Origin of the sequence: Streptomyces orinoci (genome assembly GCF_003121295.1) — a bacterium.
Classification (GTDB): Bacteria; Actinomycetota; Actinomycetes; order Streptomycetales; family Streptomycetaceae; genus Streptomyces; species Streptomyces orinoci.
On record NZ_PHNC01000032.1, the window covers coordinates 52,457 to 72,488 of the forward strand.

Consider the following 20,032-nt stretch of genomic DNA (forward strand, 5'->3'; position numbering starts at 1 on the left):
CCTCCCCCGCCGCCCCTCTCCTCGAAAAGGGCTGCCCCCGGCACCGCATGGTGCCGGGGGCAGCCCTTTTCCGTGTCCCCTTCCGGCGTCAGCGGCCGGTGCGTTCCGCGATCAGCGCGGCCAGGCCGTCGAGGATGCGCCGCAGCCCGAACTCCCAGGCGTTCTCCCGCCCCTCCGGCCCGGTGGCCAGGGCCGCCGTCAGGGCGGGAAAGCGGTCGCCGTGCTCGGTCAGCACTTCCCCGATGGCGGCGGTGAGCTGCTCCTCCACGCCCGGTGACGGGCCCGCGGCGGGGGACTGCTCGCTGATCATCCGGACATGGCCGGTCAGCAGCACGGCGGCGTCCATCCGCTCGGCGCCGCCGAGCCCCGTGCCGTCCAGGGCGGCGACGACCGCCTCCAGCCAGGACAGCTCGGCCGGCCCCGGCAGGCGCGGGCCCACCGTGGCGCCGAGCGCCCAGGGATGACGGCGGAAGACGGCGAGCAGGCGGACGGCCCAGTCCTCCAGGGCCGTCCGCCAGTCCTCGCCGCCGGCCTCCGGCGGGTAGGGGCCGATCGCCGCGTCCACCAGCAGCGCCACCAGCTCGGTCTTGCCCGGTACATACCGGTACAGCGCCATCTTGGTCACCCCCAGCCGCTCCGCCAGGCGCTGCATGGAGAGGGCGGCCAGGCCCTCGGCGTCCGCCAGCTCGATCCCGGCACGGGCGATGCGGTCCAGGTCCAGGGTGCGCCTGGGGCCCCGGGCGGGCGCCGCATGGGGCCCCCACAGCAGCCTTTTGATCTCCCCGTGCTTCCCGGTCATGGCGGCGCCCCTTTCCCCAACAACTGTTTCCATGGTACACAGTAGTTATTGCGTCCGACGGACACTGTTTCTGGCGGACACCATTCTTGACGGAGGGGAACCATGAACAACGGCAAGGTCCTGATCTCCGGCGCCGGGATCGCCGGCCCCGCGCTGGCCTACTGGCTGGGACGCCTGGGCTACCGGCCCACCGTGGTCGAGATCGCCCCCGCGCTGCGCGGCGGCGGCCAGGCCGTGGACTTCCGGGGCGAGACCCATCTGACGGTGCTGGAGCGCATGGGGCTGCTCCCGGAACTGCGCCGCATCCAGACCGGCGGCAGCCCCATGGCCTTTGTGGACGAGCGCGGCAGGCGGCTGCTGGAGCTGCCCGGCGAGTTCAACGGCGGCGCCCTGGAAGTGCCCCGCGGGGAGCTGTCCCGGGTGCTGTACCGGCACAGCCTGCCGTACACCGACTACCTCTTCGGCGACACGGTCACCGGCCTCACCGAGACCCCGGACGGAGTGCGGGTCACCTTCCGCCATGCCGAGCCCGCCACCTTTGACCTGGTCTTCGGCGCCGACGGGCTGCACTCCACCGTCCGCCGCCTGGCCTTCGGCCCCGAGCGGGACTTCGTCACCCACCTGGGGTACTACGTGGCCACCTGGGAGCTGCCCCACCATGGCCCGGCCACCGGATCCGTCGGCCTCAATGTCCCCGGGCGGCTGGCCGCCGTCGGCGCCGGCCCCCAGGGCCCCGGCCGGTCCCGCACCCTCTTTGTCTTCGCCTCGCCCGAACGGGACCACCACCGCCATGACCCCGACCAGCACAAGCGGCTGATCACCGAGGCCTTCACCGGCCTGGGCTGGGAGGTGCCCCGGCTGCTGGACTCGCTGCGCCGGACCGAGGAGCTGTACTTCGACTCCATCAGCCGGGCGGTGGCGCCCCGCTGGTCCACCGGCCGGATCGCCCTGCTCGGGGACGCCGCCTCCGGGACCACCCTGGGCGGGATGGGCACCGGCATGGGGATCGTCGCCGCCCATGTGCTGGCCGGAGAGCTCGCGCTGGCCGGCGGCGACCACCGGACGGCCTTCCCCCGCTACCAGCAGCGGCTGGCCCGGTACGCCCGGATCTGCCGCAAGGGCAACGCGGGCCGGTTCCTCGCCCCGCGCACCGCCCATGGCCTGCGCCTGCGCAACGGCCTGCTGTCCCGGCCGCTGATGATGAAGGGCATGCTCAAGGCGGCCGAGCAGGTGGCGAGCGCCGAGCTGCCCGCATACCCCTTCCCCAACGCCGACGTCCCCTCCGCCGGCACTGCGGCGAAGGGGACGTCGGCCTAGCGGAGCGAGGGTCAGACGGTGACCTTCTCCTGCTGCTCCTCGCGCGGGGCCGGGACGGCGGCGGCGCCGGCCTCGTTCTCCCGCGGCGTCGGCAGCAGGGCCATCACCAGCGCCGAGATGGCGATGGTCGCGGCCCAGCCCAGCCCGTACTTGCCGACGAAGGTGCCGGCCAGCGGACCGGAGAACCAGTCGCACTTGGTGAAGGCGATACCGGCCAGCAGCGCCACCGTCCAGGCGGTCATCGCCTGCCAGCAGAAGCCACCGCTGTACCAGTAACGGCTGGTGGGGCCGGTGTTCATCAGCGCCTCGGCGTCATAGCGCACCGCGCGCCGCCGGCGGCGGGCCATGTCCACGGCGTAGACGCCGATCCAGGCGGAGAAGGAGACCGCCAGCAGGATCAGGAAGGTGATGAAGGAGCCCAGGAAGCTGGAGGCAACCAGCATCAGCAGCGCACCGCCGACCAGGGAGATCACCGCGTTGATGCTCACCGCCATGGCACGGGGCAGCTTGACGCCCATGGTCTGGGCGGTGAAACCGGCCGAGTACATCGACAGGCTGTTGATCAGCAGCATGCCCACGATCGCGGTGATCAGGTAGGGAACCGCCAGCCAGGTCGGCAGGATGTCACCGAGGAAGGAGACCGGGTCCTGCGCCTTGGCCAGGTCCGGGGTGGCCACGGCCATCACGCCGCCCATCAGCACCATGGGCACCATGACCAGGGCGGCACCGGAGACCGTCACCCCGGCGATCTTCTTGCCGGAGACCGAGTGCGGGAAGTAGCGCGCGAAGTCCGGGCCGGTGGGCACCCAGCTGATGCCGCCCGCCGCGATGGTGCCGATACCGGCGATCATCATCGCGGTGGAGCCGGCCGGCTTGGAGAAGACCTCGCCCCACTTCATGTGGACCACCAGGTAGCCCAGCACCAGCACACTGAAGACGCCGAAGAGGTACGTGGACCACTTGTTGCAGACGTTGAGGGCCTTGCGGCCCATACCGCTCACCAGGAAGGTGCAGGCGACAAAGGCGAAGAGGGTGACCACGATCAGCACCGTGTTGCTCTTGATCCCGAACACCAGGTCGAGCACGGTCAGCACCGCATAGGCGCCGGTCACCGCGTTGATCGTCTCCCAGCCGAAGCGCGCCACCCAGAGGATGGAGCCGGGGAAGAGGTTGCCCCGCACACCGAAGGTGGCGCGGGAGAGCATCGCACCCGGGGCGCCGCCCCACTTGCCGGACACCGACACCACGCCCACCAGGCCGAAGGACGCCAGCGCGGCACACGCGGCGACGATCAGGACCTGCCAGAAGTTCAGCTGGTTGAAGACCACCAGGGCCGCGCCCATGGTGAGCAGCAGCACACTGATGTTGGCGGCGACCCAGGTCGGGAAGAGCTCCCGGACCCGGCCGCGCCGCTCATGATCCGGGACGGGCTCGATACCACGGGTTTCGATCGCGCCTTCGGGATCAGCGGCGCTCACATTGTCCTTGTGGGGGGCCATATGGGGGGCTCCGTGCGGTTTAAGCGGAAAAGTGAACCCTGGTAGTACCTGGGCAAGAGAGAACGCTGGGACTCTACGCGCGTCGCAGCGCCTTAGCCATCGTAGTTTGATCCAACTTAAGCCGTTTAGTGACTTTGGTCCTCAGTGTGATTGCACCAATTCACCGGACGCACCGGCTCTGCCGCAGGGCGCCGCCCCCGCACCCCAGGTGTCCGATACTGGGTGCGTTATGGAAATCGTCATCCTTGCCGTAGTCATCGCTGTGGTCGCGCTCGGCGCGATCAGTGGGCTGGTGGTCAGCAGCCGCAAGAAGAAGCAGCTGCCCCCGCCGCCGCCGAGCAGCCCGTCCGTCACCGCGCCGCCCGCCGAGCCCCAGGTAGGCGAGGAGGCCGAGACCCCGCGCGAAGAGACCGGGCGCCGCACCATAGAAGAGGTGGAGCTGCCGCCCGCCGAGGCGCCGGAGGCTCCCGAGGCCCCCGAGGCGCCCGTCGAGGAGGCGGTCCCCGAGGCCGCCGCGCCCGCCGTCGAGGTGCCCGAGCCCACCGCCGGCCGGCTGGTCCGGCTGCGCGCCCGGCTCTCCCGTTCGCAGAACTCCCTGGGCAAGGGCCTGCTGACCCTGCTCTCCCGGGAGCACCTCGACGACGACACCTGGGAGGAGATCGAGGACACCCTGCTCACCGCCGATGTCGGCGTCACCCCCACCCAGGAGCTGGTGGACCGGCTGCGCGAGCGGGTCAAGGTGCTGGGCACCCGCACCCCCGAGGAGCTGCGCGGCCTGCTGCGCGAGGAACTGCTCACCCTGGTCGGCACCGACCTCGACCGCAAGGTGCACACCGAGCCCGGTGTCGGCACCAACGGCGAGGAGAAGCCCGGTGTGGTGATGGTCGTGGGCGTCAACGGCACCGGCAAGACCACCACCACCGGCAAGCTCGCCCGGGTGCTGGTGGCCGACGGCAAGTCGGTGGTGCTGGGCGCCGCGGACACCTTCCGGGCCGCCGCCGCCGACCAGCTGCAGACCTGGGGCGAACGGGTCGGCGCCCGCACCGTGCGCGGCCCCGAGGGCGGTGACCCGGCCTCCGTCGCCTTCGACGCGGTCAAGGAGGGCATCGCCGAGAACGCCGATGTGGTGCTGATCGACACCGCGGGCCGGCTGCACACCAAGACCGGGCTCATGGACGAGCTGGGCAAGGTCAAGCGGGTGGTGGAGAAGCACGGCAGCGTGGACGAGGTGCTGCTGGTGCTGGACGCCACCACCGGCCAGAACGGCCTGGTGCAGGCCCGGGTGTTCGCCGAGGTGGTGAACATCACCGGCATCGTGCTCACCAAGCTGGACGGCACGGCCAAGGGCGGCATCGTGGTCGCGGTCCAGCGTGAACTGGGCGTCCCGGTCAAGCTGGTGGGCCTGGGCGAGGGTGCGGACGATCTCGCGCCCTTCGAGCCCGAGGCCTTTGTGGATGCGCTCATCGGGGAGTGATCCCCGGAACACCACGGCGGGGCCGGTCGCAACTCACGCGACCGGCCCCGCCGTTATGGTGTCAGCCGTCAGCCGTCAGCCGTCAGCCGTCAGCCGTCAGCCGTCAGCCGTCAGCCCTCAGCCGAGCGGTGGCAGACATAGGCCAGGGTGCCCAGCAGCAGCCGGGCCTGCGGCGGCCGGTCGGCGTCCAGAGCCGGCGGACGCAGCCAGCGCATCGGGCCCAGGCCCGCGAAGTCGGAGGGCGGGGCGGTGATGTGCTCCCCGGGGCCCAGGCCGCGCAGATCCAGCCGGGCGTCGTCCCAGCCCATCCGGTAGAGCAGCTGGGGGAGTCCGGCGGCGGCGCCCGGCGCCACGAAGAACAGCGCCCGGCCGTGCGGGGTGAGTGCCACCGGGCCCAGCGGCAGTCCCATCCGCTCCAGCCGGGCCAGGGCGTGCCGGCCGGCCGCCTCCGCGACCTCCAGCACATCGAACGAGCGGCCTACGGGCAGCAGTACGGCCGCACCGGGCAGCTCGGCCCAGGCGGCCGTCGCCTCGTCCAGCGTTGATCCCGCCGGGACTTCGGGGGCGCAGGGGAGCGGATGGGCGCCGGGGGAGGGGCAGTTGGCGGCCCCGCAGGAGCAACTCACCTCGCCTCCGCCGCGGGTGGCGCGGGCGCCGGGCACTACATCCCACCCCCACAGGCCGGTGTACTCCGCCACCGTGGTCACCGACTCCGCCGCCCGGCCTCGGCGCCGAGAACCCGGGCGCAGATCCCGGATGCCGCCGATAGTGAACCCCATGCCTCCTCCAACGGGTCGTCTTTGCGGATGGTTACGGGTCGGAGTGTCCCGGACACGGACGGTCGCGGACGACCGGCTTTAAGGCGGTGTGACGGTGCGCCACCGGTGATGCGGGGAGTTCTGCGCGCCGTGGCGCGCAACTGTCCGTCAAATCCTGGGCCTTCTTCCATTGACAGGTGTCAAGTCAATCGCGAGAAGCGCCCGCGGGGTTCATTCCTTGGGGTGGCGAATGGTGGCGTTTACTGGACTCCGCTCGCCTCAACGGTGATCGTAGGATTACTTTCGGTGCATGAGCCGTGTGAACTCCTGGAGGATGGAGCCCCGGTGGGTGTGCCGTAGCGAACGGCGCGGCGGCGCCTCACCGGCCCGGCCGTCGCAACGGGCGGTGCGCCGTGGGCGGTTCGCGTTGAAAGCCTTCGTGCGCCCGGGCGCCGGAGCATAGGTGTGTGAATGGGGGCGTTCCAGTTGGGTGGCGACGTCGGCGGCACCTTCGGTGCCGACGGGGCTGGCGAGGCGGGTGCGGCCGGACAGGCCGACGCCGGGCAGAAGCGCCCCAATGAGCGGCTCGGTTCCTGGTTCCTGCGCAGCGGCTGGTCCAAGGGCGAGCTGGCGCGGCAAGTCAACCGCCGGGCACGGCAATTGGGTGCCCACCACATCAGTACGGACACCTCCCGGGTGCGCCGCTGGCTGGACGGGGAGCAGCCCAGGGAGCCGATTCCCAAGATCCTCGCCGAGTTGTTCTCCGAACGCTTCGGCTGTGTGGTCGGCGTGGAGGACATCGGCCTGCGCGTCGCCCACCAGTCGCCCTCCGTCTCGGGGGTGGACCTGCCCTGGGCCGGTCCCCAAACCGTCGAGCTGATCAGCGAGTTCTCCCGCAGCGATCTGATGCTCGCCCGGCGCGGCTTCCTGGGCACCTCACTGGCGCTCTCCGCGGGCCCCGCGCTGATCGAGCCCATGCAGCGCTGGCTGGTCCCCTCGCCGGGCGGCCGGGAGAGCGCCGCCAGGGCCGCCGCCGGCGCCGACCGCGTCCGGCGCGCGCCCAAACTTTCCTTGCCGGAGCTGGAGCTGCTGGAGTCCACCACCCGGATGTTCCGCGCCTGGGACGCCCGGTGCGGCGGCGGCCTGCGCCGCAAGGCGGTGGTCGGACAGCTGCACGAGGTCACCGACCTGCTCCAGGAGTCACAGTCGGAGGACACCGCCAGGCGCCTGTTCAAAGTGGCCGCCGAACTCGCCCAGCTGGCCGGGTGGATGAGCTATGACGTCGGTCTGCAGCCCACCGCCCAGAAGTACTTCGTGCTGGCGCTGCACGCGGCCAAGGAGGCGGGTGACCGGCCGCTGGGCTCGTACGTCCTGTCCAGCATGAGCCGCCAGATGATCCATCTCGGGCGGCCGGAGGACGCGTTGGAGCTGATCCACCTCGGCCAGTACGGCTCCCGGGAGACGGCCACCCCGCGCATCCAGGCCATGCTCTACGCCATGGAGGCCCGCGCCTACGCCAATATGGGCCAGCCCGCCAAGTGCAAACGCGCGGTGACCATGGCCGAGGACTGCTTCGCCGACTGCCTGCCCGGGGACGGCGATCCGGACTGGATCCGCTTCTTCTCCGAGGCCGAACTCAACGCGGAGAACGCCCACTCCTACCGCGATCTGGCCTATGTGGCCGGACGCAGCCCCACCTACGCCTCGCTGGCCCGGCCCAAGATGGAGCGGGCGGTGGAGCTGTTCGCCGATGACGAGGAGCACCAGCGGTCGTATGCGCTCAACCTGATCGGCCTGGCCACGGTCGATCTGATGGAACGCGCGCCGGAGGAGTCCGCGGCCCATGTGGCCAAGGCGATGAGGATCGCCAAGCAGGTCCGCTCGGAGCGGGTGAACAACCGGCTGCGCAAGACGGTGGACGCCGCACAGCGGGACTTCGGCGAGGTCAGCGAGGTGCGGGAGCTCACCGAGCGGCTCGCCGCCCACCTGCCGGAATCGCCGGAGGCCGCCCACGCGGTGTGAGCCCGGCCCCGTCCCGGGGCCCCGATACCCGGCCGCGGCGGCCCGCCCGTACAGCCCGACTCGGCTTCCCCACGCCAGGTCACCCCGGGCGGTCGCCGCGGTCGTCCGCGCACCGGCCCGGCGCATGCGGTCCGGCGTGGGGGACGTACGGCCTCCGTGAGGGGAGTACGGCCGAATTCACTCGCGTGTAACACTGCGGTGGGCTTCGTCACCGCCCCGAAACAGCCGGCTGTCCTGGCCGAAATCGTGCTGGGTGACCCTCAAGGCCAACCAGGTCCGTCCACCGTCCCCAGGGGTCCGGGAGCGGACCGCCGTCACGAGGAAAGGCCGGCCATGAATGGCGCAGACACCGCATTCGTCCTGATCAGTGCCGCGCTGGTGATGCTGATGACCCCCGGCCTGGCCTTCTTCTACGGCGGCATGGTGCGGGTGAAAAGCGCGCTCAACATGCTGATGATGTCCTTCATCTCGCTGGGCATCGTGACCGTGCTCTGGGTGCTCTACGGCTACTCGCTGGCCTTCGGCGACGACCTGGGCGGCGGGCTGCTGGGCAACTTCGACCACCTCGGTCTCAAGGGCATCAACCCCACCACGCTGACCGGCGGCAAGGAGGGCATCCCGGTCTTCGCCTTCGCCCTCTTCCAGCTGACGTTCGCGGTGATCACCCCGGCGCTGATGAGCGGGGCGCTGGCGGACCGCGTGAAGTTCAGCGCCTGGTCGCTGTTCATCACTCTGTGGGTGACGGTGGTCTACTTCCCGGTGGCGCACTGGGTGTGGCAGCCGGACGGCTGGCTGGCCAGGCTGAAGGTGATCGACTTCGCGGGCGGCACCGCCGTGCACATCAACGCGGGCATCGGGGCGCTGGCCGCGGTGCTGGTGGTCGGCAAGCGCATCGGCTTCGCCAAGGACCCCATGCGGCCGCACAGCCTGCCGCTGGTGATGCTGGGCGCCGGGCTGCTGTGGTTCGGCTGGTTCGGCTTCAACGCGGGCTCGGCGCTGGCCGCCAATGGCACCGCCGCCAATATGGCGCTCAACACCCAGGTGGCCACCGGGGCCGCCATGCTGGGCTGGCTGGCCTTCGAGCGCATCCGGCACGGGGCCTTCACCACCCTGGGCGCCGCCTCCGGCGCGGTGGCCGGGCTGGTCGCCATCACCCCCTCCGGGGCCGCCGTCAACGCCTTCGGCGCCATCCTGATCGGCCTGGCCGCCGGGGCGGTCTGCGCCTGGGCCGTGGGCCTGAAGTTCAAGCTGGGCTTCGACGACTCCCTGGACGTGGTGGGCGTCCATATGGTGGGCGGCATCATCGGCACCCTGCTGGTCGGCCTGCTGGCCACCGGCGGCGTCGGCGGCCTCACCCAGCTCGGCCGCCAGGCGGCCGGAGCCTTCTCGGTGCTGGCCTACTCCTTCACCGTCTCCTGGCTGCTGGCCAAGCTGGTGGACAAGACCGTCGGCTTCCGGGCGGACGCCGACGACGAACTCAGCGGCGTGGACCAGGCGTTCCACGCCGAGACCGCCTATGACCTCAGCGCGGTGGGGGGCTCCTCGGCCGCCCGCAGCGCACAGCATCCCGTTCCGCACCCGGACCACAGCAAGCCGGACCAGAGCAAGGTGGACGCATGAAGCTGATCACCGCCATCGTCAAGCCCTTCAAACTCGACGAGGTCAAGGAGGCCCTGCAGAGTTTCCAGGTCCAGGGCCTGACCATCACCGAGGTCAAGGGCTACGGCCGGCAGCGCGGCCACACCGAGGTCTACCGGGGCGCCGAGTACACCCTCGACCTGCTGCCCAAGGTCCGGGTGGAGATCCTGGCCGAGGACGAGGACGCCGCCGACATCGTGGACGTCATCGTCAAGACCGCCCGCACCGGCAAGATCGGTGACGGCAAGGTCTGGGTCGTACCGGTCGAGACGGTGGTACGGGTCCGCACCGGCGAGCGTGGCCCCGACGCACTCTGAACCACCTGAGAAAGGACCCGAGTTGACCGAAACCAGCCTGGAAACGACCGACTCGGGATCCGGTGGTTACGCGGCCGACCGATTGCGGCTGCTTCAGCAACAGACGCTCACCGGACCGCCGTTGCGCGCCGCGCTCGCCCGGCTCACCGACAGCTGGCTGGCCGGCCTGCTGGGCCGCACCCGGGACATCGCCCTGGTGGCCGTCGGCGGCTACGGCCGCGGCGAACTCTCCCCGCGCAGCGACCTCGACCTGCTGCTGCTGCACCGGGAATCCGCCGACGGCGCACAGGTCGCCGCCGTCGCCGACCGCCTCTGGTACCCGGTCTGGGACCTGGGCCTGGCCCTGGACCACTCGGTACGCACCCCCGCCCAGGCGCGCCGGACCGCCGCCGGCGACCTCAAGGTCCACCTCGGCCTGCTGGACGCCCGCCACCTGGCCGGCGACCCCGCACTGACCGCCGAGGTGCGCGCCACGGCCTACCGGGACTGGCGCGCCCAAGCCCCCGCCCGCCTGCCCGAATTGCGCGAGAGCTGCGAGGAACGCGCCCGCCGCCAGGGCGAGTTGCGCTTTCTGCTGGAACCGGACCTCAAGGAGGCCCGCGGCGGACTCCGGGACGCCACCGCGCTGCGCGCCGTGGCCGCCTCCTGGCTGGCCGACGCTCCGCGCCAGGGCCTGGAGGAGGCCCGCGCCCTGCTGCTGGACACCCGCGACGCCCTGCACCTGACCACCGGCCGGGCCACCGACCGGCTCAGCCTCCAGGAACAGGACCAAGTGGCCCGGCGGCTCGGCCTGCCCGACGCGGACGCCCTGCTGCACCGGGTGTACCGGGCGGCCCACACCGTCGGCTACGCCTCCGACGCCACCTGGCGCGAGGTGGGGCGCGTGCTGCGGGCCCGCTCCGCCCGCCCCAGGCCGCGCCGGGTGCCGGGCGGCCGGGGCGGCTGGGGCGGACGGGCCGGACGGGGCGGCTTTGCGCAACCGGAGCGCGTCCCGCTGGCGGACGGCGTGGTGGAGCAGGACGGCGAGGCGGTGCTGGCCCGTACCGCCCGCCCCGAGCGTGACCCGGTGCTGCCGCTGCGCGCGGCGGCAGCGGCGGCGCGGGCCGGTCTGCCGCTGTCCGCCCATGCGGTGCGGCGCCTGGCCAAGGCCGCCCCGCTGCCGGTGCCCTGGCCCCCCGAGGCGCGCGAAGCCCTGCTCACCCTGCTGGGCGCGGGGGAGCACACGGTCGCCGCCTGGGAGGCGCTGGAGGCGGAGGGCATCGTCTCCCGGCTGCTGCCGGAGTGGGAGCGGGTGCGCTGCCGGCCGCAGCGCAACGCGGTGCACCGCTTCACCGTCGACCGGCACCTGGTGGAGACGGCCGTCCGGGCCGCCGCCCTGACCCGCCGGGTGGCCCGCCCCGACCTGCTGCTGCTCGCCGCGCTGCTGCACGACCTGGGCAAGGGGCGGCCCGGCGACCACTCGGTGACCGGCGCCATGCTGGCCCGCGAGGTGGCCGCACGGATCGGGCTGGCGGAGCGGGACGCCGAGGTGCTGGCCCTCCTGGTGCGCCACCATCTGCTGCTGGCCGAGACCGCCACCCGGCGGGACCTGGACGATCCGGCCACCATCGGCGCGGTGGCGGACGCCGTACGGCACACCGAGACCCTGCAGCTGCTGCACGCCCTCACCGAGGCCGACGCGCTGGCCACCGGGCCCGCCGCATGGAGCGCCTGGCGCGCCACGCTGGTGGCGGAGCTGGTGCGGCGGACGGCGGCGGCGCTCGCCGGCGAGCCGGCCGCGGCACGGGCGCCCCAGGCGCCCGGCCCCGGCCAGCGGCTGCTGGCCGAGGAGGCCCGGCGCACCGGCGCCCCGGCCCTGACCCTGGACGGCGGCGAACTCCTGCTGGCGGTGCCGGACCAGCCGGGGGTGCTGCCCGCGGTGGCGGGCGTGCTGGCGCTGCACCGGCTCACCGTGCACACCGCGGAGCTGACCGGCGGCCCGGTGCTGGCCATGCGCTGGCGGGTGGCCGCCGAGTACGGCGAGCCGCCCCAGGCCGACCGGCTGCGGGCCGATCTGGCCCGCGCCCTGGAGGGCTCGCTGGACATCGCCGCCCGTCTCGCCGAACGGGACGCGGCCGGCCGCGGGCGCCGCCGGGGCACGGTGCCCCCGCCCCCGTCGGTGACGGTGGCCGAGGGCGGCTCCCACGACGCCACCGTCCTGGAAGTACGGGCCGAGGACGCCCCCGGCCTGCTGTACCGCGTGGCCCACGCCCTGGAGGCGGCAGGCGTCTGGGTACGCAGCGCCCATGTGTCCACGCTCGGGGCGAGTGTGGTGGACGCGTTCTATGTGACGGACACGGACGGAGCTCCACTGGACGCGGCGAAGACGGCCGAGGTGGTGACGGCGGTGGGGAGCGCATTGGGGTAGGCGGGGGGCGCTTGCTTGGCCCTGCGTGAAGGGTGCGCGCCCCGGGGCGCACGTGGTGTGGGGCGTGGGGCGGGGCTGCGGTTTAGGGGTGGCGGTTGCGGCCTTGTGGGAGCTGGGCTGTCCTGGTCACGTTCCGTGTGGCTTGTGGCGCGCCCATGAGGCCGGACGGGTCCGATGGGCCCCGGTGCGCCCCATGCCGTGTGGCCCGCGGCGCGCCGCGTGGCCGCCCCGTGCGGCCGGTTCGTCCGTGCCCCAAGCGCGCCCGACCGCGCCCCACGCGCGCCGATCGCCCCCCGCCTGTGCCACGGCCGTGCCCCACGTGCACCTGACCGCGCCCCACGCGCGCCGCGCCACGCCGCACGCGCTGCCGCCGGGTCCTCGCACCGCTCCGGGCAGGTCGCGGGCGGCCGCCGGGGGTGGATCCGGCATGGGCCGACCTCACCCTTCCCGGGCCGGATACTCTTGAGGACGACGTCCCACGCCCCCGACCCGAGGATCTGCGACCGCCGTGTTCGACACTCTCTCCGATCGCCTCGCAGCGACTTTCAAGAATCTTCGCGGCAAGGGGCGGCTTTCCGAGGCCGACATCGACGCCACTGCGCGCGAGATCCGCATCGCGCTGCTGGAAGCGGATGTGGCCCTGCCGGTCGTCCGGGCGTTCATCAAGCAGGTCAAGGAGCGGGCCGGCGGGGCCGAGGTCTCGCAGGCGCTGAACCCGGCCCAGCAGGTCATCAAGATCGTCAACGATGAGCTGGTCACCATCCTCGGCGGTGAGACCCGCCGGCTGCGCTTTGCCAAGACCGCGCCGACCGTGATCATGCTCGCCGGTCTGCAGGGTGCCGGTAAGACCACCCTCGCCGGAAAGCTGGGCCTGTGGCTGAAGAAGCAGGGGCACAGCCCGCTGCTGGTCGCCTGTGACCTCCAGCGCCCCAACGCCGTCAACCAGCTGAGCGTGGTCGCCGAGCGCGCCGGCGTCGCCGTCTACGCCCCGCAGCCGGGCAACGGCGTGGGTGACCCGGTGCAGGTCGCCAAGGACTCCATCGAGTACGCCAAGTCCAAGGTCCACGACATCGTCATCGTGGACACCGCCGGCCGTCTGGGCATCGACGCCGAGCTGATGCAGCAGGCCGCGGACATCCGCGACGCCGTGCAGCCGGACGAGGTCCTCTTCGTCGTGGACGCGATGATCGGCCAGGACGCCGTCAACACCGCGGAGGCCTTCCGCGACGGCGTCGGCTTCGACGGCGTGGTGCTCTCCAAGCTCGACGGCGACGCCCGCGGTGGTGCCGCGCTCTCCATCGCGCATGTCACCGGCAAGCAGATCATGTTCGCCTCCAACGGCGAGAAGCTGGACGACTTCGACGCGTTCCACCCGGACCGCATGGCGTCCCGCATCCTCGACATGGGCGATGTGCTCACCCTGATCGAGAAGGCCGAGCAGACCTTCAGCCAGGCCGAGGCCGAGAAGATGGCGGCCAAGCTGGCGAAGGGCCCCAAGGAGTTCACCCTCGACGACTTCCTGGCCCAGATGGAGCAGGTCCGGAAGATGGGCTCGATCTCCAAGCTGCTCGGCATGCTGCCCGGCATGGGGCAGATCAAGGAGCAGATCAACAACCTCGACGAGCGCGATGTGGACCGTACCGCCGCGATCATCAAGTCGATGACCCCGGCCGAGCGCCAGGACCCGACGATCATCAACGGCTCGCGGCGGGCCCGGATCGCCAAGGGCTCCGGTGTGGAGGTCAGCGCCGTCAAGCAGCTGGTGGAGCGGTTCTTCGACGCCCGCAAGATGATGTCGCGGATGGCCCAGGGCGGCATGCCGGGGATGCCCGGGATGCCGGGCATGCCGGGGCTGGGCGGCTCCAAGAAGAAGAAGCAGGTCAAGCAGGCCAAGGGCAAGCGTCAGAGCGGCAACCCGATGAAGCGCAAGGCCGAGGAGCAGGCCGCCGCGGCCCGCCGCGAGCAGCAGGCGGGCAGCATGCCGGGCCTGCCCGCCGGCAGTGACCCCGCCAACTTCGAACTCCCGGAGGAGTTCAAGAAGTTCATGGGCTGAGTCCCCGGCAAGTGGCCCGGGGCCCACGACTCAGGGCCACGGCTCAGGGGACCCGGGCCACCAGGTAGCGGAAGACATTGGGCATCCACACGGTGCCATCGGTGCGCACATACGGCTGGAGGGCCTCGGTCAGCTCCTTGGTGACCTGCTCCTCCTCCGCCGCGCGCAGTGCCGCGTCAAAGGCGCCGGTGGACAGCAGGCCCCGTATCGCGCTGCCCATGTCCGCGTAGCCGTACGGGCAGGACACCCGCCCGGAGCCGTCGGGGCGCAGTCCCGCGCGCAGAGCCAGGTTCTCCAGGTCGTCGCGTCCGCTGGGGCGCCAGCGGGCGACCGCCGTCATGGGGTCGCCCAGCCGGGCCGCCACCCGCAGCGCGGCCGAGGCGGAGCAGCGTTCCTGTGGTCCCCAGCCGGCCAGTACCACCGCCGCCCCGCGCTCCGCGCAGGCCGCGGCACGGGCCAGCGACCGGGCCAGGTCGCCCAGGCCGCACCCGGCGTGGTGCAGCGGCTCGAAAGCGGTCAGCAGATTGAAACGCCGCCCCTCGGGATCGAGGACGCACTCCGGGCCGCCCAGCCCCAGGCGCGTCACCCCGGCTCCATGCGGGCGGCTCGCCAGCCGTTCCCGCGCCAGCTCCAGCCGGCGCGGATCGGTGTCCACCCCGCTGACCGAGGCGCCGCGGGCGGCGGCCATCAGCAGCGCCAGGCCCGAGCCGCAGCCCAGACTGAGCAGCCGGGTGCCGGGGCCGACATCGAGCCGTTCGTGGACCGCTTCATAGAGCGGTACCAGCATCCGTTCCTGGATCTCCGCCCAGTCGCGGGCCCGCGACCGGGACGGCGACGAGGACGGCCGCTGCCGTCGCACGAGCGTTGGTGTCATCGCAAAGGGCCCCAATCCGCCGAATGACGAGTCTGGTCCGAAGCTGCCGCCCCCATATGTGCTGCCGTGCGCCCGCCGTGAGGCGTCCCCCGTTGCCAGAGAACTCCGCTTCCGCGTCGGAGTCCAGTGGGCGAAGGTAGAACCTTGCCCAAGTGCGGTGATGGCATGTGCCAGAGGGCGGCATGGGGCACCGGCGCCAGGCGCCGCACGGCGGCATGGCGGGGAAGGGGCGGTGCCCGGCGGGCGGATTCACGCTCGCGCTGAGCGGCCCCGTACCATTCGCACCATGGCAAAGGCTCCCATTCTCACCCCCCAGGCGGAAGACTTCCCGCGCTGGTACCAGGACTTGATCAACAAGGCCGAGCTGGCCGACAACGGCCCGGTGCGCGGCACCATGGTCATCCGACCGTACGGGTACGGGCTCTGGGAGCGCATGCAGCAGGAGATGGACGCCCGCATCAAGGAAGCGGGCGCCTCCAACGCGTACTTCCCGCTGTTCATCCCGCAGTCGTACCTGACGCGCGAGGCCGAGCATGTGGAGGGCTTCGCCCCCGAGCTCGCGGTGGTCACCCATGGCGGCGGCAAGGAGCTGGAGGAGCCGGTGGTCGTCCGGCCCACCTCCGAGACGATCATCAACGAGTACTTCTCCAAGTGGGTGCAGAGCTACCGCGACCTGCCCCTGCTGATCAACCAGTGGGCCAATGTGGTCCGTTGGGAGATGCGCCCGCGGGTCTTCCTGCGCACCAGCGAGTTCCTCTGGCAGGAGGGGCACACCGCGCACGCCACCTACGAGGACGCCCGCGACTACGCGGCCCGCATCCATCGCGAGGTCTACTACGACTTCATGGTCAATGTGCTGGGCATCGATGTGGTGCTGGGCCGCAAGACGCCCAAGGAGCGCTTCGCCGGCGCCATCAACACCCTCACGCTGGAAGGCATGATGGGCGACGGCAAGGCGCTGCAGCTGGGCACCAGCCATGAGCTGGGGCAGAACTTCGCCAAGGCCTTCAACACCTCCTACCTGTCCAAGGAGGGGCACCAGGAGCTGGTCTGGCAGACCTCCTGGGGCGTGTCCACCCGCATGGTGGGCGGCCTGATCATGTCGCACGGCGACGACAACGGCCTTCGGGTGCCGCCGCGGCTGGCTCCGGTGCAGGCCGTGGTGCTGGCCATCAAGGGCGACGAGGCGGTGCTGGCCAAGGTCCGTGAGATCGGCGACACCCTCAAGGCCGCCGGGGTGCGGGTGCAGGTGGACGACCGTACCGACACCCCCTTCGGGCGCCGCGCGGTGGACTGGGAGCTCAAGGGCGTCCCGGTGCGCATCGAGATCGGCCCGCGCGACCTGGAGAACGGCACCGCAATGCTGGCCCGCCGCATCCCCGGCGGCAAGGAGCCGGTGCGCATCGAGGAGCTGGCGGCGCTGCTGCCCAAGGTCCTGGAGGAGGACCAGGCGCTGCTGCTGCGCCAGTCCCGGGAGCGCCGTGAGGCCCGTACCAGCGATGTGGCCACCATCGAAGAGGCCGCCGAGGCGGCGGCCGCCGGCGGCTGGGCCCGCATCAAGTGGGCGGACCTTGGGCAGGAGGGTGAGGCCAAGCTGGCCGAGCAGGCGGTGACGGTGCGCTGCCTGGTCAACGAGGACGGCTCGGTGCCGGAGTCGGACGATGCGCCGGGCGCGGTCGCCCTGGTGGCCCGCGCCTACTGACGCGGCGTGCCGCCGCGCATGGGGCGAGCTGACTCGATAGTCAGTTCGCCCCGGCTGTGGCGGTATCGCACGGGGATGGCCGGAAAACTGACTGGTACGTGCAAATTATTTGGGATGGCCCGGTATCGGAACACCGGGCCATCCCGGCTCGTTGTCACGACGTGAGCACGACACCACCTGTTCTCGCCGCAGAGCTGGCACAGGCGTGGGCCGACATTCAGCGGTTCCACTCCGAGCTGCCGGATCTCGCCGCGCCCGAATCGCTGATCGGGGAGTCGTCGTCCGCCTGTGGCGCCGAACTCTCCTTCGAAAGGCTGCTGCATGAGGCAGTGCACGGCATCGCGGCCGCCCGCGGTGTCCGGGACACCTCACGCGCCGGCCGCTACCACAATCGCAGGTTCCTGGCGATCGCCGAGGAGCTGGGGCTCGAACACAGTGATGAGCCGCATCCCAGCAGCGGTTTCTCCCTGGTCGTGCTCACCCCGGAAGCGCGTCGCCGCTACCGGCCCACCATCGAGAGACTGCAGCGGGCGCTCAAGGCCCACACGGTGGCCACCACGGCCGACACCTCCCGCACCTTCCGCGGCCCGGCCGCGCGCCATGGCTCCTCCGGCGGCGGGGTGCGGGTGAAGGCGGTGTGCGAGTGCGGGCGCAATGTCCGTGTGGTCCCCTCCGTCCTCGCCCAGGCGCCCATCATGTGCGGCGGCTGCGGTCAGCCCTTCCGGATCCCCGACCCCGTCGCCGTGGGCTGACCTCGCCTCACCATGTGGCACAATGGGTCGCTGTACTCGACAGTCGAACAGGACCCCTCTCTCCTCCGGCTGACGCGTCCATCGGGCACCCGAGTACCGCAACCCCACGTGGCATCTCGTTGTGCCCAACCACGTCAAGACCAGGAGACACCACTCCCGTGGCAGTCAAGATCAAGCTGAAGCGTCTGGGCAAGATCCGTTCGCCTCACTACCGCATCGTCGTCGCCGACTCCCGTACCCGCCGTGACGGCCGGGCCATCGAGGAGATCGGCCTGTACCACCCGGTGCAGAACCCCTCGCGCATCGAGGTCGACTCGGAGCGCGTGCAGTACTGGCTGGGTGTCGGCGCGCAGCCGACCGAGCCCGTGCTCGCCATCCTGAAGCTGACCGGCGACTGGCAGAAGCACAAGGGTCTCCCGGCCCCGGAGAAGCCGCTGCTGGCCCCGGCCACCAAGGAAGACAAGCGCCGTTCCTTCGAGGAGTTCACCAAGGCTCTCGAGGGCGCGGACGCCAAGGGTGACGCCATCACCCAGAAGGCCAAGAAGGCCGACAAGAAGGCGGACGAGGCCGCGGCCGAGTCCACCGAGTCGACCGAGGCCTGAGCATGCTCGAGGAGGCCCTCGAGCACCTGGTCAAGGGCATCGTCGACAACCCCGACGAGGTGCAGGTGGCATCCCGCAACCTGCGCCGCGGGCGCGTGCTGGAGGTCCGGGTGCACCCCGATGACCTCGGCAAGGTGATCGGCCGTAACGGCCGTACCGCCCGCGCGCTGCGCACCGTCGTGGGCGCCATCGGCGGCCGGGGCATCCGCGTCGACCTGGTCGACGTGGACCAGGTCCGCTGAGCAGCGACAGCACACCGGCACGGGCCGGGAAGGGTTTCCCTTCCCGGCCCGTTGTCGTCAAAGGAACGTGAAGGACAGGCATTGTGCAGCTGGTAGTCGGCAGGATCGGCCGCGCCCACGGCATCAGGGGCGAGGTCACCGTTGAGGTGCGCACGGACGAGCCCGAGCTGCGGCTGGGCCCGGGCGCCGTACTGGCCACCGACCCCGCCGGGGCCGGGCCGCTGACCATCGAGAGCGGACGGGTGCACAGCGGGCGGCTGCTGCTGCGCTTCGCGGGCGTGGCCGACCGCAACGCGGCCGAGGCCCTGCGCAACACCCTGCTGATCGCCGAGGTGGACCCGGACGAGACGCCCGAGGACCCCGAGGAGTACTACGACCACCAGCTGATGGACCTGGACGTGGTCACCGTTGACGGCACCCTCGTGGGGCGCATCACCGAGATCTCCCACCTGCCCTCCCAGGACCTGTTCATCGTGGAGCGGCCGGACGGCGGCGAGGTGATGATCCCCTTCGTCAGCGAGATCGTCACCGAGATCGACCTGGACGCGCAGCGCGCCGTGGTGGACCCGCCGCGCGGCCTGCTCGACGACGGCCAGGCCGAGGTGGCCGGCGGCCGCGAGGAGCCGGGGGCGGCAGACCGGGCGGCGCGGCGGGAAGAGGCGGAGCACCGGGCGGCGGAGCGGGAAGAGGGCGAAGACTGATGCGCCTGGACGTCGTCACCATCTTCCCCGAATACCTCGAGCCGCTGAACGTCTCCCTGGTGGGCAAAGCCCGGGCCCGGGGGCAGCTGGACGTACGCGTCCACGACCTGCGGACGTTCACCCACGACCGGCACAACACCGTGGACGACACCCCCTACGGGGGCGGCCCCGGCATGGTGATGAAGCCCGAGCCATGGGGCGAGGCGCTGGACTCGGTGCTCGAATCCGGCGAGGGTGAGCCGGTCATCGTCGTCCCCACGCCCAGCGGACGGCCCTTCACCCAGGAGCTGGCCGTGGAGCTGTCCGGCAAGCCCTGGCTGGTCTTCACCCCGGCCCGCTACGAGGGCATCGACCGCCGGGTCATCGAGGAGTACGGCGACCGGCTGGACGTCCGCGAGGTCTCCATCGGCGACTACGTACTGGCCGGCGGCGAGGCACCGGTACTGGTGATGGTCGAGGCCATCGCCCGGCTGCTGCCCGGCGTGCTGGGCAACGCCGAGTCGCACCGGGACGACTCCTTCGCGCCCGGCGCCATGGCCGACCTGCTGGAGGGCCCCGTCTACACCAAGCCGCCCGAGTGGCGCGGGCGCGGCATACCGCAAGTGCTGCTCAGCGGGCACCACGGCAAGATCGCCAGATGGCGGCGCGACGAGGCGTTCCGGCGCACCAGCGAGAACCGGCCCGACCTCATCGAGCGCTGCGACCCCGCCGCCCTGGACAAGCACGACCGCTCCATGCTGGCCGCGCTGGGCTGGACCGAGGGGCCGGACGGCCGATTTTGGCGTCCGGGCCGGGCCGTGGAAGAATAAGCCGTTGCCTTGCGTCCGGCGCACGCCCCTGCCACAGGGGGAATGACGTCCGCCCGCCGCCTGGGC

17 protein-coding genes are annotated in these 20,032 nt (G+C 71.9%); 13 read left to right on the forward strand and 4 right to left on the reverse strand.

Annotation, left to right across the window (positions count from 1 at the left end; all coding sequences use genetic code 11):
• Positions 1-88: 88 nt before the first annotated feature.
• Positions 89-799, reverse strand: coding sequence for a TetR/AcrR family transcriptional regulator (locus CV755_RS30635; protein ID WP_109283721.1), 711 nt, complete (start codon positions 797-799; stop codon positions 89-91).
• 102 nt (positions 800-901) lie between these two features.
• On the opposite strand from CV755_RS30635, the gene CV755_RS30640 reads away from it, so the two are divergent.
• The gene (locus CV755_RS30640) at positions 902-2,116 is read left to right on the forward strand and encodes an FAD-dependent monooxygenase (protein WP_109283723.1); all 1,215 of its coding nucleotides are present in this window, start codon (positions 902-904) and stop codon (positions 2,114-2,116) included.
• Positions 2,117-2,127: 11 nt separating this feature from the next.
• Here CV755_RS30640 and CV755_RS30645 read toward each other — a convergent pair whose 3' ends face one another.
• Positions 2,128-3,615: a purine-cytosine permease family protein gene (locus CV755_RS30645; protein WP_109283725.1), complete on the reverse strand. Its 1,488-nt coding sequence runs from the start codon at positions 3,613-3,615 to the stop codon at positions 2,128-2,130.
• A 229-nt stretch (positions 3,616-3,844) separates the two neighbouring features.
• Between CV755_RS30645 and ftsY the strand changes: the two genes are divergently transcribed.
• Positions 3,845-5,089 carry a signal recognition particle-docking protein FtsY gene (ftsY, locus tag CV755_RS30650; protein WP_109283727.1) on the forward strand — a complete coding sequence of 415 codons (1,245 nt, stop codon included), beginning with the start codon at positions 3,845-3,847 and terminating at the stop codon, positions 5,087-5,089.
• 110 nt (positions 5,090-5,199) lie between these two features.
• On the opposite strand, the gene CV755_RS30655 is transcribed toward ftsY, so the two are convergent.
• On the reverse strand, positions 5,200-5,868 hold the full coding sequence (locus CV755_RS30655; protein WP_109283729.1) for a bifunctional DNA primase/polymerase: 669 nt from the start codon (positions 5,866-5,868) through the stop codon (positions 5,200-5,202).
• A 450-nt stretch (positions 5,869-6,318) separates the two neighbouring features.
• On the opposite strand from CV755_RS30655, the gene nsdA reads away from it, so the two are divergent.
• From nsdA to ffh, 5 genes are all read left to right on the forward strand, one after another.
• Positions 6,319-7,869, forward strand: a complete 1,551-nt coding sequence (gene nsdA / locus CV755_RS30660) for a transcriptional repressor NsdA (RefSeq protein ID WP_241561501.1) — start codon at positions 6,319-6,321, stop codon at positions 7,867-7,869.
• A gap of 333 nt (positions 7,870-8,202) precedes the next feature.
• A complete protein-coding gene (locus CV755_RS30665; RefSeq protein WP_109283731.1) occupies positions 8,203-9,489 on the forward strand; it encodes an ammonium transporter in 1,287 nt (428 codons plus the stop codon).
• Positions 9,486-9,824 (forward strand): P-II family nitrogen regulator, encoded by a 339-nt coding sequence (locus tag CV755_RS30670; protein WP_109283733.1) that lies wholly within the window; start codon positions 9,486-9,488, stop codon positions 9,822-9,824. The genes CV755_RS30665 and CV755_RS30670 overlap by 4 nt, the downstream gene beginning before the upstream one ends.
• Before the next feature lie 22 nt (positions 9,825-9,846).
• Positions 9,847-12,231: a [protein-PII] uridylyltransferase gene (locus CV755_RS30675; RefSeq protein WP_109283735.1), complete on the forward strand. Its 2,385-nt coding sequence runs from the start codon at positions 9,847-9,849 to the stop codon at positions 12,229-12,231.
• Positions 12,232-12,739: 508 nt separating this feature from the next.
• Positions 12,740-14,284 (forward strand): signal recognition particle protein, encoded by a 1,545-nt coding sequence (gene ffh, locus CV755_RS30680; protein ID WP_109283737.1) that lies wholly within the window; start codon positions 12,740-12,742, stop codon positions 14,282-14,284.
• 43 nt (positions 14,285-14,327) lie between these two features.
• Here ffh and CV755_RS30685 read toward each other — a convergent pair whose 3' ends face one another.
• On the reverse strand, positions 14,328-15,158 hold the full coding sequence (locus CV755_RS30685) for a class I SAM-dependent methyltransferase (protein WP_109283739.1): 831 nt from the start codon (positions 15,156-15,158) through the stop codon (positions 14,328-14,330).
• A 286-nt stretch (positions 15,159-15,444) separates the two neighbouring features.
• On the opposite strand from CV755_RS30685, the gene proS reads away from it, so the two are divergent.
• From proS to trmD, 6 genes are all read left to right on the forward strand, one after another.
• Positions 15,445-16,860 carry a proline--tRNA ligase gene (proS, locus tag CV755_RS30690; RefSeq protein ID WP_109283740.1) on the forward strand — a complete coding sequence of 472 codons (1,416 nt, stop codon included), beginning with the start codon at positions 15,445-15,447 and terminating at the stop codon, positions 16,858-16,860.
• A gap of 161 nt (positions 16,861-17,021) precedes the next feature.
• A complete protein-coding gene (locus CV755_RS30695; protein ID WP_109283742.1) occupies positions 17,022-17,612 on the forward strand; it encodes a hypothetical protein in 591 nt (196 codons plus the stop codon).
• 158 nt (positions 17,613-17,770) lie between these two features.
• The gene (gene rpsP / locus CV755_RS30700; protein WP_109283744.1) at positions 17,771-18,214 is read left to right on the forward strand and encodes a 30S ribosomal protein S16; all 444 of its coding nucleotides are present in this window, start codon (positions 17,771-17,773) and stop codon (positions 18,212-18,214) included.
• A 2-nt stretch (positions 18,215-18,216) separates the two neighbouring features.
• On the forward strand, positions 18,217-18,456 hold the full coding sequence (locus CV755_RS30705) for an RNA-binding protein (RefSeq protein ID WP_020868149.1): 240 nt from the start codon (positions 18,217-18,219) through the stop codon (positions 18,454-18,456).
• A gap of 83 nt (positions 18,457-18,539) precedes the next feature.
• A complete protein-coding gene (rimM, locus tag CV755_RS30710) occupies positions 18,540-19,157 on the forward strand; it encodes a ribosome maturation factor RimM (RefSeq protein WP_109283746.1) in 618 nt (205 codons plus the stop codon).
• Complete coding sequence (gene trmD / locus CV755_RS30715; protein WP_109283748.1) at positions 19,157-19,966, forward strand: tRNA (guanosine(37)-N1)-methyltransferase TrmD; 810 nt, start codon at positions 19,157-19,159, stop codon at positions 19,964-19,966. Before rimM ends, trmD begins: the two co-directional genes overlap by 1 nt.
• Positions 19,967-20,032 lie beyond the last annotated feature (66 nt).

Bases quoted from the DNA above. Each gene is read 5' to 3' on its own strand.
- CV755_RS30635 (WP_109283721.1), bottom strand. From the start codon at position 799: ATGACCGGGAAGCACGGGGAGATCAAAAGGCTGCTGTGGGGGCCCCAT.
- CV755_RS30640 (WP_109283723.1), top strand. From the start codon at position 902: ATGAACAACGGCAAGGTCCTGATCTCCGGCGCCGGGATCGCCGGCCCC.
- CV755_RS30645 (WP_109283725.1), bottom strand. From the start codon at position 3,615: ATGGCCCCCCACAAGGACAATGTGAGCGCCGCTGATCCCGAAGGCGCG.
- ftsY (WP_109283727.1), top strand. From the start codon at position 3,845: ATGGAAATCGTCATCCTTGCCGTAGTCATCGCTGTGGTCGCGCTCGGC.
- CV755_RS30655 (WP_109283729.1), bottom strand. From the start codon at position 5,868: ATGGGGTTCACTATCGGCGGCATCCGGGATCTGCGCCCGGGTTCTCGG.
- nsdA (WP_241561501.1), top strand. From the start codon at position 6,319: ATGGGGGCGTTCCAGTTGGGTGGCGACGTCGGCGGCACCTTCGGTGCC.
- CV755_RS30665 (WP_109283731.1), top strand. From the start codon at position 8,203: ATGAATGGCGCAGACACCGCATTCGTCCTGATCAGTGCCGCGCTGGTG.
- CV755_RS30670 (WP_109283733.1), top strand. From the start codon at position 9,486: ATGAAGCTGATCACCGCCATCGTCAAGCCCTTCAAACTCGACGAGGTC.
- CV755_RS30685 (WP_109283739.1), bottom strand. From the start codon at position 15,158: ATGACACCAACGCTCGTGCGACGGCAGCGGCCGTCCTCGTCGCCGTCC.
- proS (WP_109283740.1), top strand. From the start codon at position 15,445: ATGGCAAAGGCTCCCATTCTCACCCCCCAGGCGGAAGACTTCCCGCGC.
- CV755_RS30705 (WP_020868149.1), top strand. From the start codon at position 18,217: ATGCTCGAGGAGGCCCTCGAGCACCTGGTCAAGGGCATCGTCGACAAC.
- trmD (WP_109283748.1), top strand. From the start codon at position 19,157: ATGCGCCTGGACGTCGTCACCATCTTCCCCGAATACCTCGAGCCGCTG.